Source organism: Bradyrhizobium ingae (genome assembly GCF_055791185.1).
The window spans coordinates 277677-293607 of record NZ_JBVUBB010000006.1; the positions used below are offsets into that span (position 1 = coordinate 277677).

At 63.3% G+C, this 15931-nt stretch carries 15 protein-coding genes and 1 pseudogene; 10 read left to right on the forward strand and 6 right to left on the reverse strand.

Going from position 1 to position 15931, the window contains the following annotated elements; genetic code table 11:
* Positions 1-2 precede the first annotated feature (2 nt).
* From napA to napE, 3 genes are read right to left on the reverse strand one after another with little or no spacing between them, the layout of a single operon-like run.
* On the reverse strand, positions 3-2507 hold the full coding sequence (gene napA / locus ACV1FX_RS12390) for a nitrate reductase catalytic subunit NapA (RefSeq protein WP_473117834.1): 2505 nt from the start codon (positions 2505-2507) through the stop codon (positions 3-5).
* Positions 2508-2537: 30 nt separating this feature from the next.
* A complete protein-coding gene (locus tag ACV1FX_RS12395; RefSeq protein WP_473117835.1) occupies positions 2538-2852 on the reverse strand; it encodes a chaperone NapD in 315 nt (104 codons plus the stop codon).
* 25 nt (positions 2853-2877) lie between these two features.
* Complete coding sequence (napE, locus tag ACV1FX_RS12400) at positions 2878-3060, reverse strand: periplasmic nitrate reductase, NapE protein (protein WP_284273558.1); 183 nt, start codon at positions 3058-3060, stop codon at positions 2878-2880.
* Positions 3061-3355: 295 nt separating this feature from the next.
* Here napE and ACV1FX_RS12405 point away from each other — a divergent pair, with 295 nt between their 5' ends.
* Both ACV1FX_RS12405 and ACV1FX_RS12410 read left to right on the forward strand, forming a co-directional pair.
* Positions 3356-4561 (forward strand): LLM class flavin-dependent oxidoreductase, encoded by a 1206-nt coding sequence (locus tag ACV1FX_RS12405; protein WP_473117836.1) that lies wholly within the window; start codon positions 3356-3358, stop codon positions 4559-4561.
* A gap of 146 nt (positions 4562-4707) precedes the next feature.
* A pseudogene (locus ACV1FX_RS12410) lies at positions 4708-4917 on the forward strand (helix-turn-helix domain-containing protein); the annotation flags it as partial.
* 943 nt (positions 4918-5860) lie between these two features.
* On the opposite strand, the gene ACV1FX_RS12415 reads toward ACV1FX_RS12410, so the two are convergent.
* Complete coding sequence (locus ACV1FX_RS12415) at positions 5861-6955, reverse strand: tetratricopeptide repeat protein (protein ID WP_473117837.1); 1095 nt, start codon at positions 6953-6955, stop codon at positions 5861-5863.
* A 30-nt stretch (positions 6956-6985) separates the two neighbouring features.
* The gene (locus tag ACV1FX_RS12420; protein ID WP_473117838.1) at positions 6986-7279 is read right to left on the reverse strand and encodes a hypothetical protein; all 294 of its coding nucleotides are present in this window, start codon (positions 7277-7279) and stop codon (positions 6986-6988) included.
* Positions 7280-7542: 263 nt separating this feature from the next.
* On the opposite strand from ACV1FX_RS12420, the gene ACV1FX_RS12425 reads away from it, so the two are divergent.
* The 8 genes from ACV1FX_RS12425 (at position 7543) to ACV1FX_RS12460 (ending at position 14534) form a co-directional block, all read left to right on the forward strand.
* Positions 7543-8712 carry a cytochrome P450 gene (locus ACV1FX_RS12425; RefSeq protein WP_473117839.1) on the forward strand — a complete coding sequence of 390 codons (1170 nt, stop codon included), beginning with the start codon at positions 7543-7545 and terminating at the stop codon, positions 8710-8712.
* Positions 8713-8929: 217 nt separating this feature from the next.
* On the forward strand, positions 8930-9880 hold the full coding sequence (locus ACV1FX_RS12430) for a sulfonate ABC transporter substrate-binding protein (protein ID WP_473117840.1): 951 nt from the start codon (positions 8930-8932) through the stop codon (positions 9878-9880).
* Between the two features lie 38 nt (positions 9881-9918).
* A complete protein-coding gene (locus ACV1FX_RS12435) occupies positions 9919-10872 on the forward strand; it encodes a sulfonate ABC transporter substrate-binding protein (RefSeq protein WP_473117841.1) in 954 nt (317 codons plus the stop codon).
* Between the two features lie 8 nt (positions 10873-10880).
* Positions 10881-12047, forward strand: coding sequence for an FMNH2-dependent alkanesulfonate monooxygenase (ssuD, locus tag ACV1FX_RS12440; RefSeq protein WP_473117842.1), 1167 nt, complete (start codon positions 10881-10883; stop codon positions 12045-12047).
* Positions 12044-12850, forward strand: coding sequence for an aliphatic sulfonate ABC transporter permease SsuC (gene ssuC, locus ACV1FX_RS12445; protein ID WP_473117843.1), 807 nt, complete (start codon positions 12044-12046; stop codon positions 12848-12850). Before ssuD ends, ssuC begins: the two co-directional genes overlap by 4 nt.
* 7 nt (positions 12851-12857) lie before the next feature.
* On the forward strand, positions 12858-13676 hold the full coding sequence (locus ACV1FX_RS12450) for an ATP-binding cassette domain-containing protein (protein ID WP_473117844.1): 819 nt from the start codon (positions 12858-12860) through the stop codon (positions 13674-13676).
* Positions 13677-13708: 32 nt separating this feature from the next.
* Complete coding sequence (locus tag ACV1FX_RS12455) at positions 13709-14290, forward strand: flavin reductase family protein (protein ID WP_473117845.1); 582 nt, start codon at positions 13709-13711, stop codon at positions 14288-14290.
* 88 nt (positions 14291-14378) lie between these two features.
* Positions 14379-14534, forward strand: coding sequence for a hypothetical protein (locus ACV1FX_RS12460; protein WP_027523194.1), 156 nt, complete (start codon positions 14379-14381; stop codon positions 14532-14534).
* A gap of 117 nt (positions 14535-14651) precedes the next feature.
* Here the strand turns inward: ACV1FX_RS12460 and ACV1FX_RS12465 are convergent, their stop codons facing one another.
* The gene (locus tag ACV1FX_RS12465; RefSeq protein ID WP_473117846.1) at positions 14652-15800 is read right to left on the reverse strand and encodes a M20 family metallopeptidase; all 1149 of its coding nucleotides are present in this window, start codon (positions 15798-15800) and stop codon (positions 14652-14654) included.
* Positions 15801-15931 lie beyond the last annotated feature (131 nt).

A 15931-nucleotide genomic window follows, 5' to 3' on the forward strand; every position in this document is an offset into this window, starting at 1 on the left:
GGTCATACCCGCTCGATGCGCACGGCGCATTTCTTGAAGTCGGTTTGCAGCGAGATCGGGTCGGTGGCGTCCAGCGTCACCTTGTTGATCAGCTTGGACTCGTCGAACCACGGCACGAACACCAGCCCGCGCGGCGGACGGTCGCGACCGCGCGTCTCGACGCGGGCGCGGATGTAGCCGCGGCGGGATACGACCTTCACCTCGTCGCCGCGGCGCAGCTTCGCCTCCTGCGCGTCATCGGGATGCATGAAGCAGACGGCTTCGGGGAAGGCCTTGTAGAGCTCGGGCACGCGGCGCGTCATGGTGCCGGAATGCCAGTGCTCGAGCACGCGGCCGGTCGAGAGCCAATATGGGTATTCATCGTCGGGCGACTCCGCCGCCGGTTCGTAGGGCAGCGCGAAGATGCGCGCCTTGCCGTCGGGGTAGCCGTAGAACTGCACGTCGGTCCCCTGCTTCACATAGGGGTCGCTGCCCTCGCGAAAACGCCACTTGGTCTCCTGGCCGTTGACGACGGGCCAGCGCAGGCCACGCTCGTGGTGATAGGTCTCAAACGGCGCGAGGTCGTGGCCATGGCCGCGGCCGAACGCGGCGTATTCCTCGAACAGTCCCTTCTGCACGTAGAAGCCGAACGCCTTGGATTCGTCGTTGGCGTAGCCTTCCTCGATCTCCGAGGTCGGAAACTTGTCGACTTGCCCGTTCTTGTACAGGATGTCGAACAGCGTCTTGCCGCGATATTCCGGCTTCTTGGCGAGCAGCTCCTCGGGCCAGACCTCCTCGATCTTGAAACGTTTTGAAAACTCCATGAGCTGCCAGAGATCGGATCTGGATTCGCCAGGGGCCGCGACGAGCTGATGCCAGAACTGCGTGCGCCGCTCGGCATTGCCGTAGGCGCCTTCCTTCTCAACCCACATCGCGGTCGGCAGGATGAGGTCGGCCGCGAGCGCCGTCACGGTCGGATAGGCATCCGAGACCACGATGAAATTGTCGGGGTTGCGGAAGCCCGGATAGGTTTCCTCGTTGATGTTGGGTCCTGCTTGCAGGTTGTTGTTGACCTGTACCCAGTAGGCGTTGAGCAAGCCGTCACGCAGCATCCGGCTCTGCAGCACGGCGTGATAGCCGGGCTTGTCGGGAATCGTACCCTCGGGCAGCAGCCAAATGTGCTCGGTCTTGTCGCGATGCTCCTTGTTGGTCACGACCATGTCGGCGGGCAGGCGGTGCGAGAACGTGCCGACCTCGCGCGCTGTGCCGCAGGCCGAGGGTTGGCCGGTCAGCGAGAACGGGCTGTTGCCGGCCGATGAGATCTTTCCGGTCAACAGATGGATGTTGTAGACGAGATTGTTGGCCCAGACGCCCCGGGTGTGCTGGTTGAAGCCCATGGTCCAGAACGAGACCACCTTGGTCTTGGGGTCGGCGTAGAGCTCGGCGAGTGCCTCCAGTCGGTTGAGGGGCACGCCGGACATCTTCGCCGCTTTCTCCAGCGTGTAATCCGACACGAACTTTACGAACTCGTCGTAGCTCATGTCGGTGGAGTCGTTGGCCTTCGCCGCGCCGGCCGCCTTCTTCTGAAGGGGATGATCGGGCCGCAAGCCATAACCGATGTCGGTTTGCCCGCGCCTGAAGATGGTATGCGCCGTGACAAAATCCTTGTTGACGCGGCCGGTCTTGATGATGTGGTTGGCGATCGCGTTGAGGATGTAGAGGTCGGTCTGCGGCACGAACACCATGCCGATATCGGCGAGGTCGAACGAGCGATGCTCGAAGGTCGAGAGGACGGCGACGCGGACGTGCGGCGCGGAAAGCCTGCGATCGGCCAGGCGTGTCCACAGGATGGGGTGCATCTCCGCCATGTTGGAGCCCCACAGCACGAAGGCGTCGGTGGCCTCGATGTCGTCATAGCAGCCGGCAGGCTCGTCGATGCCGAAGGTGCGCATCATCCCGGCAACCGCCGAGGCCATGCAGTGCCGCGCATTGGGGTCGATGTTGTTGCTGCGAAAGCCGGCCTTGTAGAGTTTCGAGGCGGCGTAGCCCTCCCAGATCGTCCACTGGCCGGAGCCGAACATGCCGACGCCGCTGGGTCCGCGCTTCTTCAGTGCGTCCTTCCACTTCTCGGCCATGATGTCGAAGGCTTCGTCCCACGACACGGGCGTGAACTCGCCGTTCTTGTCATATTTGCCGCCTGTCTTGCGCAGCATCGGCTGGGTCAGGCGATCATGGCCGTACATGATCTTGGAGAGGAAGTAGCCCTTGACGCAGTTGAGGCCGCGATTGACCTCGGCCTTGATGTCGCCATGGGTGGCGACGACGCGGTTGTCCTTGGTCGCAACCATGACCGAGCAGCCGGTGCCGCAGAAGCGGCAGGCGGCCTTGTCCCATTTCAGTTCGCTGTCGTCGCGCTCGGTGACGAGATTGGCGGCGAGCGCCGGTGCCGGCATGCCGGCGGCCGCTGCTGCGATCGCAGCGGCCTCCAGCTTCAGCATCTGGCGGCGGTCGATCTTCGGTGAGGTCATGACGGTTCTCCCGGCGTCTACGACGCGGTCTCAGGCAGTTTCGATGGCGTGGAAGACGAGCGCTGCGGAATAGACGTGCGGCATGGACTGGATGTCGTTGAGCATGGCGCCCAGGCTGCCGGCATCCGGCGCCTCCACCACGACGACGAGCTTGCCGCGCGCATCGCGGCCGTGGATTTCGCAGCCGGGCAGTGCCGCGATGTCGGCCTCGAGCTCGGCGAGGCGCTCGGGCCGCGCCTGCACCAGAATGCTGGCGATCTCGCCACCGGGCGGCGGGATGATGCGGTCCGCGCTGAGCACCTGGCCGGTGATCAATGCGCGGCGGTTGAGTTTGGCTGGGGCCATGATCTCGATCTTTCGCTATGGGGATTCAATGTGGGGGAGGCGGGCCGGGAGGGCCTGCGAACATCTGGTAGATCCACACGGCGAGCCCGTAGCTGCCGACCGTTCCGACCGCGAGGGCGGGCATCACAACCGCGGTCAGGAACAGGAACGCAAAGATCTCCATGCGCTTGCGGCGCACGCGCCCAGTCGTGTCGTCAGCGGCCGACATATTCGGTCTCTCTGAAATTCAGGAATCGGACGGCTTCCGGGCCGTTACCTCCACGCACCGTAGGTATCCGGGGGCCGGTTGGCCTTGATCTGAATCAACGGTTCGCGTCTGCGGGCACTTCGCCGCACGGCTGCGACGAGCGGGACGGGAAGCTATCGGCGACTTTGCATGGGGTTGTTTTCGGCAATTTGCGTTCGCCGTGCTCTCCTCCCGTCGGGCGGAATTGACCCGGCATGGACAGGGCGGCCCCGCTCAATAAGATGTCCGCAATAAAAACAATCTCGGGAGAGGCGTCATGAAGTTCGGCATCTTCTATGAGCTGCAATTGCCGCGTCCGTGGGTGGCGGGCGACGAGCTTCGGCTCTACCAGAACGCCCTGACGCAGATGGAACTCGCCGACCGTCTCGGCTACGACCACGCCTGGGTGGTCGAGCACCATTTCCTGGAGGAATATTCCCACTCGCCGTCGCCGGAATCCTTCCTCGCCGCCGCGAGCCAGCGCACGCAAAAGATCCGCCTCGGCCACGGCATTCTCCAACTCACCACGAACCATCCGGCGCGCGTCGCCGAACGTGTCGCGGTGCTCGATCTCCTCAGCAACGGCCGCTGTGAGTTCGGCATGGGCGAGAGCGCCTCGATCACCGAGCTCGAGCCGTTCGGCCGCGACATGGAGACCAAGAAGGAGATCTTCGAGGAGGCGGTGCGCGCGATCTTCCCGATGTTTGGAGATGGCGGCTGCGAGCATCACGGCAAGTATTTCGACATGCCCCTGCGCAACGTCGTGCCGAAGCCGGTGCAGAAGCCGCACCCGCCCCTCTGGATGGCGTGCTCGCAGCTTCCGACCATCGAGCGCGCCGGCCGCCACGGCTTTGGCGCACTCGGCTTCCAGTTCGTCAGTGCGGATGCCGCGCACGCCTGGGTGCATGCCTATTACAACGCGATGGCCAAGCGGCTGCACAAATTGGCAGACTACGAGATCAACCCGAACATGGCGCTGGTGTCGTTCTTCATGTGCGCCAAGACCGATGAGGAAGCGCGTGCGCGGGCCGACGGCGCCACTTTCTTCCAGTTCGCGCTACGCTTCTACGGCGCCTCGCAAAATCGCCAGCGGCCGGCGCCCGGCACCGTCAACATGTGGGACGAGTACAACAAATGGAAGCGCGACAACCCGGAAGCGCAGGAGGCCGCGCTGCGCGGCGGCCTGATCGGATCGCCGGAAACGATCCGGAAAAAGCTTCGCCGCTTCCGCACCTCCCATATCGACCAGGTGATCCTGCTCAACCAGGCCGGCAAGAATAGTCATGAGCACATCTGCGAGTCGCTCGAATTGTTTGCGCGCGAGGTGATGCCGGAGTTCCAGAACGACCCGGAGCAGGAGGCCTGGAAGAGGAGCGTGATGAGCGGCGAGATCGAACTCGAGGAGATCGACACGCAAGCCTTCACCGACCGCTACGGCAAGCTCGCGATCAACGTGGCGCCGGCGAAGGTGGCGGCGGGGTAGGGGGTCGCGAGCAACTCGCCGTTTGGCACGGGCTCCGGCTCAGCAGCGCCATAGCGCATCGAATACGCGCGTAACGTGCTCATGCTGATCGACACGTTGCGCCGGCAGGCCGGCGTCGGCCATTGCATGGTGTTCGCGCTGACGCGCTCGCCGCGCTGACCCCGCGCGAGCAGGAGATCTGCCGTCGCATCCTGCTTGGCTTCAGTTCGGAGGCGATCTCGCAGGCGCTGGGCATCTGCCGGCATTCGACCCTGACCTACCGCAAGCGTGCCTATGAGCGGCTCGGCATCTCCTCGCAGAATGAATTGTTTGCGATCGTGCTGCGCCTGCTCGCCGGCCCGAGTGGCCTGAACTAAGGGCGCGGATCTCTGTTTCCAAGAGAATGTGAACACGTGTGGCCTTCGGGACGACCGTCTGTTGATCCGTAGCGGACGTGCTTAAGCAATCAATAGGGTTCGAATTAAATCGTTAAACCCGCCGAAGGGGAGGCCCGGTATCAGTTTGGAGATATGCTAACTTGGTCGGAAGAGATCTTGGTCACCATGTCTCGCGGCCCCTCAGTGCGAAGACCTTCGCTTGGTGAGAAAATCGAGCTGTGGTTGTCGAAAAGCCGCGTTGTCGACGGCCTCTGGATCGGAAGCGCTCAATCGGATGATCCAGAGCCAGCCCTGCAACGCGTTGAAGCCGCGCTTCGGCTGATCGAACGGTCTGCTCCGCTTCACTACCGACGTATCAAGGCGAGTCTTTCTCGAATTTGGGTGCAGTTGGTTCCTCACGGAGCTGGATGCTATCAGCATTCATTGAATGCCTGCTTGCTTGACGAGCGTGCCGTCGTCTCTGAAAGCACAACGGTCGAGTGGATCGCATCCGCTATCGTCCATGAGGCGACCCATGCGAGGCTCGAGAACTGGGGCATTCGTTACGACGAAGCCGTCCGCTTACGGATCGAACGTATCTGCATTGGAAGAGAGCTCGATTTTATCCGGCATCTGTCGGGCGTCGAGGCCTTGCGAGAACAGATCGCTCAGAGGCTCGATTGGTGCCGTGACGGAAGTACACTCTATACCGACCTGAATATGCGGCACAGAATGGATGAGGGGACCGCGGAGACCCTCCGTCATCTGGGAACGCCAGAATGGGCCATAGCTCTACTCTTCAGGGTGAGAGATCTACGCCGTGGATTCCGCCGGTTCACACGACGAATAGCCGGTGTTTTGGTGCGATGATCGCGGCGCGGACGGTCGTCGCGCAAAGCTGGTACACTTCGACGCGGCCAGACGTCCGGGACCCGAGCTAACCCTACGATTGCTTCTCTAGAGCGGCGGCGATCCTCTCCAGGGCGGCGTTCTTGCGCTGTATTTCGACGATGTCTTGCTCGCATGTCTCAATCATCGTCCGTCCGGACCACCGTCCGCGCGCACGCGAGCCTGTTCTGCAATAAAGCCAGCCCGCTGCCGCTAATAAGACAATAGCAGCAAGCCATAATAGCGCCTGGCCCTGACCGAAATCCGCGATGGAGCGGCGAAAATCGCCCTTGGACAGGTACGCGTTGGCGCGATTGCTGTAGGCGTCCCGATCGTTCGGATCGAGCGCGATCATCTGATCGTAGTCGGCGATGGCGCGGTCGAGGTCGCCTTTCATTTGATAGGCGTAGCCGCGGTTGAAGTAGGCGTCCCTGTAGTTCGGATAGAGCGCGATCGCTTGACTACAGTCGGCGATGAGGCGATCGAGGTCGCCCTTCCTCCCGTACGCAAGTCCGCGATTGAAGTAGGCAAGCGCATATTTCGGGTCGAGCGCGATCGCCTGGTCGTAGTCGGCGACGGCGCGATCAAGATCGCCTTTGGCGAAGTAAGCGTAGCCTCGGGCCGTGAGGGCGACCTCGTTGCTCGCGTCCAGCTGGATGCTGGCTGTATAGTCTTCGATGGCACGGTCGTTGTCACCCTTGGCTTGATAGGCATAGCCGCGCTCGCCGTATCCGACCCGTTTTCCATAGTCCGACAAACCGCCTTCGAATGCCTGGTTGGCGTCTGCTATCGCCCGGTCGTAGTCGTGCCGTTGATTGTAGATGTGGGCCCGGTTGAGCAGCGAGCCGACGGCCTTCGGGTCAATCCGGATCGCCTCGTTGTAGTCCTTGATGGCGCGCTCGACGCGATCGGCGAAGCTTGTCCACGACCAGGAGCAGCCGCGCGCATGATACAAGCCGGACAGTGCTTGACCTCCGTAGTCTCCACTTTGGATCGCGCGCGTACAGGCATCGATAGTCGCGGCAGCGGCTTCCTTCGATCCTTTCAAACACGTCTGTCGATCGTCGGCTGCCGCCGGTCGGCTGACAGCGGCGGCGGTTGCAACTATCAAGGCAATCAGCCAGACACGCGCGGAAATTCCTGAGTGCATATCCTCCCCCGCGATGCGCCGGCGTTCGAGCTAACCCGCAGACGGCTTTTCCAGAGCCGCTGCGATCCTCTCCAGCAATGCATTGGTACGCCGCGATTCGGCGACCTGCTGCTCGTAGAGATCGATCCAGTTCGTCCCGGACGATCCGCGCAGATTCCTGCGCGAGAGCCACAGCCAGATGCCCATCAGCACCAAGAATGGTAACCAGGATACGATCAGACTGATCACCCAGGGTGGCGAACCACCGCTTCCGCTTGATCTGCCGGTGAACGTAAACAAAACGACGAGAGCGCCGACGAGAATGACCCACAAGGCAACGGACATAAACCGAAAGCGAGGCTTGGTCATTCCAGTCACAGAAGTTCCCTTTGGTTGGTCTAAGGAAATTCATGCTATCATTGGTTGATTGACCTTCCCATGCACCCGCGCATGTGGTCATTGCAACGTGGTTAGCCGATCCTTTGCAGCGAGCATCAGACTTGTGACGACGCGTCCTGATGCCGTCCGTCCCTATCGCTAGGGACGGACGACGGCTCCGGATTTCGCTAGTCTGGCCTGGAGGAAACGAGAACACAGGGAAGACCGCCTTGAGCACAGCGCCGCGCGTTGACATCGACCCTGCATCGTTCTGGGCCGACCCCTATCCGATGCTTGCGAAAATGCGCAAGGAGGCGCCGATCGCCTTCGTGCCGCAGCTCGGCTCGACGCTGCTCGTGAGTCGCGACGACATCTCGATCTCCGAGAAGCAGATCGACGTGTTCTCCTCGCACCAGCCCGAAGGGCTCATGAACAAGCTGATGGGCCACAACATGATGCGCAAGGACGGCGAGGCGCACCAGGTCGAGCGCCGCGCGCTGTTTCCGGCGGTCTCGCCCAGGACGGTGAAGGAGTACTGGACTGCGCGGTTCCAGGCTCACGCCGATCGCATCATCGATGGCCTCGAGCAGGGCACGCGGATCGATTTCATGCGCGACTTCGCGCTGCCGTTCTCCGGCGAATGCCTGAAATCGATCACCGGTCTCACCAATATCGGCTTTGCCGATATGGACGCCTGGTCGCGGGGAATGATCGACGGCATTGCGAACTATGCCGGCGATCCCGCGGTGGAAGCGCGCTGCCATGCGGCGACCGCCGGCATCGATGCGGCGATCGATGACATGCTGCCGGTCATGCAGAAAAATCCGGACCAGAGTTTGTTGGGCGTGATGCTGGCGTCCGGCATGCCGATGCCGAGCGTGCGCGCCAACGTCAAGCTGGCGATCTCCGGTGGTCAGAACGAGCCGCGCAAGGCCATCGCTGGCACCGTCTGGGCGCTCCTTACCCATCCTGAGCAGTTCGAGCTTGTCCGGCGTGGCGAAGTGTCCTGGCTCCAGGCCTTCGAGGAATATGCCCGCTGGATCTCGCCGATCGGCATGTCGCCGCGACGCATCGCAAAGCCGTGGACCATCCGCGACGTCGCGTTCGAGACCGATGAGCGCGTATTCCTGATGTTCGGCTCGGCCAATCGCGACGAGAAGCATTTTGAGCGAGCCGATGAATTCGACGTGCGCCGCGACGTGACGAAGAGCGTCGCCTTCGGCGCGGGACCGCATTTCTGTGCCGGCGCCTGGGCCTCGCGCGCCATGATCGCCGATGTCGCGCTGCCGACCGTGTTCGCGAAAGCCAGGAACTTGCAGATCGTCGATGACGAACCGGTGCGGATCGGCGGCTGGGCGTTCCGCGGTCTCTTGAACCTGCCGGTGCGGTGGAGTCACTAGCACGTGAGAACGCGCGCGGCTGGGTGCGATTTCACATCGGCGTGCGGAAAAATTCTCTCTGCATTCCCCTCGGCAATTGAAAGATTAATCACGCGCATCGCCGCAAGCGCAGTGCGCGTGTCGCTATTTTTCCAGGTGTCTCGACAGCTTCCGTAAGGCGCACCATCATTCCCGCATCGCAATGGAATGCACGGCCGCACGCGGTCGGGAGTTTGGAATGCAGCGTCGGAATTTCCTGAAATTCTCCCTTGGAACAGCGGCATTGGCCGCCTTTTCGCCGCGCGCGAGCGCGCAAGGGGCGCTGAAGGAAATTCGTATCGGCTACCAGAAGAATGGCGTGCTGGTCATCACGCGCCAGCAGGCCGCGTTGGAAAAACATTTCACGGCCCAGGGCATCGAGGTGAAATGGGTCGAGTTCTCCTCCGGCCCTCCGATGATGGAGGCGATGAACGTCGGGAGCGTCGATTATGGCGCCGTCGGCGATTCCCCGCCGGTATTTGCCCAGGCCGCAGGCGCCGCGATCGTTTATGCGGCAGGCCAGCCCATCACCAACGGCCAGGGCATTCTGGTGCCGAAGGATTCGCCGATCTGCTCCATCGCTGACTTGAAGGGCAAGCGCGTTGGCTTCACCAAGGGCTCCAGCGCCCACAACGTCGTGGTGCAGACACTTGAGAAGGCCGGCCTGACCTACGCCGACATCACACCGGTTTATCTGACGCCGCCGGATGCTGGTCCCGCCTTTGCCAATGGCAGCATCGAGGCCTGGGCAGTCTGGGATCCTTATTTTGCGATCGGCGAGACCAAGCAGAACGGCCGTATTTTGATCAACGCGCGCGAGGTCACCAAGACCAATTCCTTCTACATCGCCAACCGCGAGTTCGCGAAGAACCATGGTCCGATCCTGCAACAGATCGTCGACGTGACGACGGCGACCGGTCAATGGGCCGAACAGCACCGCGACGAGGTTGCCAAGTCGCTGGCCGCGATCACGGGCGTCCCGTTGGACATCCAGGCCGTCGCGGCTGACCGCGCGAATTTCGTGATCGGCCCCGTCACCGACGATATCGTCGCGACCCAGCAGGGGGTCGCCGATCGCTTCTACAAGCTCGGCCTGATCCCGAAGCCCATCACCATCCGCGACATCGTCTGGCGCAACACGGCAGCCTGACCGTGCCGACCAGCCTTCCCATTTCAAAAGGTCTGAACATGAGGCGCATCGTTCAACGCGTGATCGCGGCCATCGTCCTGTCGCTCGGCATCGTGGCGGCTGCCGTCGGCACATCCTACGGCCAGGACAAGGTCGTCCGCATCGGTTACCAGAAATACGGCAAGCTCGTGCTGCTGAAGAGCAAGGGCACGCTCGAGCCGAAGCTTGCGGCTGAAGGCTACAAGGTGGTGTGGACGGAATTCCCTTCCGGTCCGCCGCTGCTGGAAGCGCTCAATGTCGGCGCGATCGATTTCGGCAACACTGGCGAAGCCCCGCCGATCTTTGCGCAGGCCGCCGGCGCCCCGATCCAGTATGTCGCCTATGAGCCGCCGGCGCCGAAGGGCGAGGCGATCCTGGTGCCGAAGGACAGCCCGCTGAAATCGGTCGCCGACCTCAGGGGTAAGAAGGTCGCGCTCAACAAGGGCTCCAACGTGCACTATCTCCTGGTCAAGGCGCTGGAGAAGGCCGGCGTGAAGTATTCGGAGATCGAGCCGGTGTTCCTGGCGCCGGCCGATGCGCGCGCCGCCTTCGAGCGCGGTTCGATCGATGCCTGGGTGATCTGGGATCCGTTCCAGTCCGCAGCCGAAGCCGCAACGGGGGCGCGGACGCTCGCCGATGGCAGCGGCATCGTGGCGAATTATCAGTTCTATTTCTCCTCGAAGAAGTTCATCGAGGCCAATCCGAAGCTCGTCGACGCCGTGCTCGACGAACTGCGCTCGGTCGACGATTGGGCCAAGGGCGATATTCACGCGGTGGCCGAGCAATTGGCACCGTCGATCGGATTGTCGGTGCCCGTGGTCGAGCTGGCGCTCAAGCGCCAGTCCTACGGCATCAAGCCGATCACCGACTCTGTGATCGCCGATCAGCAGCAGGTTGCGGACGCGTTTTTCGCGCTCAACCTGATCCCCAAGGCAATCAGGATTTCCGACGTGGCGCGGAAGCCAGGAACGTGAACAAGGTCATGAGCAAGCAAGGTAACGCCAACATCCTCTGGTTCCTGCCGACCCATGGCGACGGCCGATATCTCGGCACCGGCATTGGCGGCCGCGAGGTGAATTTCAACTATCTGCGCCAGATCGCGCAGGCGGCCGACCAGCTCGGCTATTACGGCGTGCTGCTGCCGACGGGACGATCTTGCGAGGATTCCTGGGTCGTGGCCTCCGCGGTCGCGCCGTTCACCGAACGGCTGCGCTATCTCGTGGCCGTCAGGCCCGGCCTGCAATCGCCAAGCGTTGCCGCGCGCATGACCGCGACGCTCGACCGCGTCAGCAACGGCCGCCTGCTCGTCAACGTCGTCACCGGCGGCGATCCCGTCGAGAACAAGGGTGATGGCATCTTCCTCGCCCATGATGAGCGCTACGAGGTCACCCGCGAGTTCCTCAACGTCTATAGCGACCTGCTTGCCGGCAAGACCGTGAACGTCGAGGGCAAGCACATCCGTATCGAGGACGGCAAGCTGCTGTTCCATCCGGTGCAGTCGCCGCGGCCGCCGCTCTATTTCGGCGGCTCGTCGGATGCCGGCATCGACGTCGCGGTCGATGCCGTGGACAAATATCTCACCTGGGGCGAACCGCCGGCGCAGGTCGCCGAGAAGATCGCCAAGGTGAAGGCGGTCGCGGCTCAGCGCGGGCGCAAGCTGTCCTTCGGCATCCGCCTGCATGTCATCGTCCGCGAGACCAATGAAGAGGCCTGGCGGGCTGCCAACGAGCTGATCAAGCATGTCAGCGACGAGACCATTGCGCTGGCGCAGAAGAACTTTGCGCGGATGGATTCGGTCGGCCAGCAGCGCATGGCACAGCTGCATGGCGGCAGGCGCGACAAGCTCGAGATCAGTCCGAATCTCTGGGCCGGCGTCGGCCTCGTGCGCGGCGGCGCCGGAACGGCCCTGGTCGGTGACGCCCAGACCGTCGCGGCCCGCATCAAGGAATATCAGGATCTCGGCATCGATACCTTCATCCTGTCTGGCTATCCGCATCTCGAGGAAGCCTATCGCTTCGCGGAGCTGGTGTTCCCGCTGCTTTCGCTCGAGCTGCCGAGCAACGTGACGAAGCTTCACTTCAACGGCGGTCCGTTCGGCGAAACCGTCGGCAGCGATTTCCGCCCGCAGAAGCAGGTGTCCCAGTCATGAGCCTTATCGACAGCATTCCCCTTCCGCGCAGTTTCCGCCTGCCGCGCGTCGACGGCCTGATCCAGTGGATCGTGCCGCTCGCCATCATCATCGTCTGGCAGATCGCCAGCGTTGCCGGTCTCGTCCCGACACGGGTTCTGCCGGCACCGAGCGACGTTGCACTGGCAGGCTGGAAGCTGCTGCTCTCCGGCGAGCTCGTGCGCAACATCTGGGTCAGCTTCTGGCGCGCCTCGATCGGCTTCCTGATCGGCGGCAGCATCGGCTTTGCCTTTGGTCTCGCCAACGGCCTGTCCCAGCTATCGTCAAAACTGACCGACACGACGCTCCAGATGGTGCGCAACGTGCCGCATTTGGCGCTGATTCCGCTGGTGATCCTGTGGTTCGGGATCGACGAGAGCGCAAAGCTCTTTCTTGTCGCACTCGGCGTGTTCTTCCCGATCTATCTCAACACGCTGCACGGCATTCGCACCGTCGACCCTCAGCTCATCGAAATGGGCCGCATCTACGGCATGAGCGACGGCGAATTGTTTCGCCGGGTGATCTTCCCGGGCGCGCTGCCCTCGATCTTCGTCGGCATCCGCTTTGCGCTCGGCATCATGTGGCTGACGCTGATCGTCGCCGAGACCATCGCGGCGTCCTCCGGCCTCGGCTATATGGCGATGCAGGCGCGCGAGTTCATGCTGATCGACGTCGTCGTGCTGTCGATCCTGATCTACGCTCTGCTCGGCAAGCTTGCCGACAGCGCCTCGCGCCTGCTCGAGCGGTTGACGCTCGCCTGGCACCCTGCCTTCCAGAAACGTTGAGACTGACATGCAGACAGCCCTTCTCCTTCCCGAGACTGAACGCGCCGAGCGCACCAGCTTCGCCCCGCAGGCACGCGTCGCGCGTCAGGACCAGCCCGGCCTGTCGCTCACCATCCGAGGCTTGCGCAAATCGTTCGGCGACAATGAGGTGCTGCGTGGCATCGATCTGCACATCCCTGCCGGTCAGTTCGTCGCGATCGTGGGCAAGAGCGGTTGCGGCAAGAGCACGCTGCTGCGGCTGATCGCCGGTCTCGACAAGATCGATGCCGGCGCCATCAGCTTCGGCGAGGCGGCGCGGCCCGAGGATATCAGGGTGATGTTCCAGGAGCCGCGGCTGTTGCCCTGGGCGCGGGTGCTCTCGAATGTCGAGGTTGGCCTCGGGCGTGATCGTGCCACCTCGGATGCGCATCCGCGCGCCGAGCAGGCGCTGACCGAGGTCGGGCTCGCCGACAAACGAGACCAGTGGCCCTCGGTGCTGTCCGGCGGTCAGAAACAGCGCGTGGCTCTGGCGCGGGCACTCGTCAGCCAGCCCCGCGTGCTCGCCTTCGACGAGCCGCTCGGCGCGCTTGACGCCCTGACCCGCATCTCGATGCAGCGGCTCCTGGAGCGCGTCTGGCGCGACCAGGGTTTTACGGCGATCCTGGTCACGCACGACGTCGCCGAGGCCGTTGCGCTCGCCGACCGCGTGCTCGTGATCGAGGAGGGCCGCATCGCTCATGACGTGACGGTTAACGCTCCGCGTCCGCGCGAGCGCGGCTCAGTGGAGCTTGCGGGCCTCGAAGGCTCGATCCTGCGCCATCTTCTTTCGGCGGATGATCGTACCTAGATAACAGGAGCCCTGATTTCAGGGAGCATGCCATGAACGTGATTGCCCGCCATATCATGACCGATACCACCATCTCCTCCGCCGATTTTCGCGGCGCCATGCGCCATCTCACCGGTGGCGTCAGCGTCATCACCGCCGGCCGCGGCAGGGACATCACCGGCATGACGGTGACGTCGGTGACGTCTTTGTCGGTCGATCCGCCGACGCTGCTCGTCAGCATCAACCGCGACGCCTCCTCGTTCCCGCTGATCAAGCGTCACGGCGCCTTCGGCGTGAACATCCTCAACGCCGACCAGCTCGACATCGCCGAGCGCTTTGCCGGCAAGGGCGGGCTGAAGGGCGCCGATCGTTTTGCCGCCAGTGACTGGGTGACGGCTGTCACCGGCGTCCCGCTGCTCGCCGGCGCGCTGGCCGCGCTAGATTGCGAGGTCGAGGAGATCGTCGAGCGTCACTCGCATGGCATTGTCATCGGCCGCGTGCGCGATGTCCGGAGTTCGACACGTAGTGCGGCGCTGGCCTATTGGCACGGACAGTACGTCGCAGTCGATCAGGATGAGGATGCGGCGAGGCTCGCCGAGGTCAGTGTTCCCATTCAGGGCCGGCGCGTCATCTGACCGCCGGGTAGCCTTCCGGGCTGGCCTTTTCGTTTCGTTCGATCTAGAAGCGCCGCCAGAGCCTCCCGGAGGAGGTGATGGAGCCGGCATGAAACGCGTTGCGACCTGGGCCTTCTACGCCGTCGGCGCGCTCGCGATCGCCTATCTCGCGCTCTACGCCTATGCGATGTTCACCGGCCGGCACATCGTACCTGGCGACCCCATCCACATCTTCCGCAATCCCGACGCGCCGAGCTATTCGTGACTGTTGTGCACTGCTGTAGGGGCGCTCTTGCGCCGTGCCCACCATCTCTCCAGGGTGCGATAGAAGTGGTGGGCACGCTGCGCTTTGCCCACCCTACGAGAGCTAGCTACGCAACCATCAACTGCGCAAGATCGCCAGCGCCAGCGCCTGCGCGCGTGGGACGATGCTGTCGATCTCGAGATATTCCTCCGGCGTATGTGCAAGTCCGCCGACCGGTCCGAGGCCGCAGATCGTCGGCGTACCGACGGCGGCGGTGAAGCCTGAATCGGCGCAGCCGCCGGAAAACTCGCCGGTGAGCGTGGTCAGCCCGACGTCGCGGGCGGCGCCCTGGTAAGCTTCGAACAGCGTCTTCGAGGCCTCGCTCTGAACCGCCGGCACGAATTCCCCCTTGATCGTCAGCGTGGCGCTCGTGCCCGGCACGTAAGAGGTAGCGACGATCTGTTCGATCGCGGCCATCACCGCCTCGCGATCTCTCGGCTCGACATAGCGCAGATCGATCTGCCCCTCGGCATAGGGCGCCGTCGTATTCACGGACTGTCCACCCGAGATCAGTCCGACATTCAGGGTGATCCCCTTGGACAGATCGGTCAGCGCATGGATATGGACGATCTGGTGCGCGAGCTCGCCGATCGCGCTGACGCCGGCCGCAAAATTCGCACCGGAATGCGCGGCCTTGCCGGTGACGGCCAGGTGCATGAAGATTCCGCCCTTGCGGCTCGTGACGACGTTGCCGGTCGGCCGCCCCGGCTCTGAATTGTAGACGGCGCGCGCGGACCGTCCTTCGCGCTCGATCACCGGCCGCGACGAGGGCGAGGCGATCTCTTCGTCCGAGGTGATCAGAACCTTGATCGGATGCGGGCTGCCGCCGAACTTCTGGAAGGCCGTCGCCACGAACACGTTCATGACGAGGCCGGCCTTCATGTCAGCGACCCCCGGGCCATAGGCTCGGCCGTCCTTGATGGTGAAGGGCCGGCGCTCCGCCTCGCCCTTGCCGAACACGGTGTCGCGATGCCCCATCAGGAGGACCGGCTTTTCGTTGCTGCCGGGCTTGGCCACGGTCGCATGAAGCGCGTCGCCATAGGTCCCGTTCGGCTCCCGCCAGCTCGAAATGCCGTGTTCGGCAAAATGCCGCTCGAACCGCGCGCCGACTGCGTCGACGCCTGCCTTGTCGTAGGATCCGGAATCGATGTTCACGATCTCGCGCAACAGGTCGATCATCGCCTGCTTCTGCGATGCCAGCCAATCGATGATTTGAGCCTCAGACATTGTCACCTCGGGTGGTTCTCGCCCGCGCTTATAGGGCCTGTCGCACCGATGACCTAGTCGGAGAACGCGGCCCCGCCATGATGGCGGTGATTGAAGCGCGGTCTCACCCCAGTCTCGTCCTGGCTTTCGCC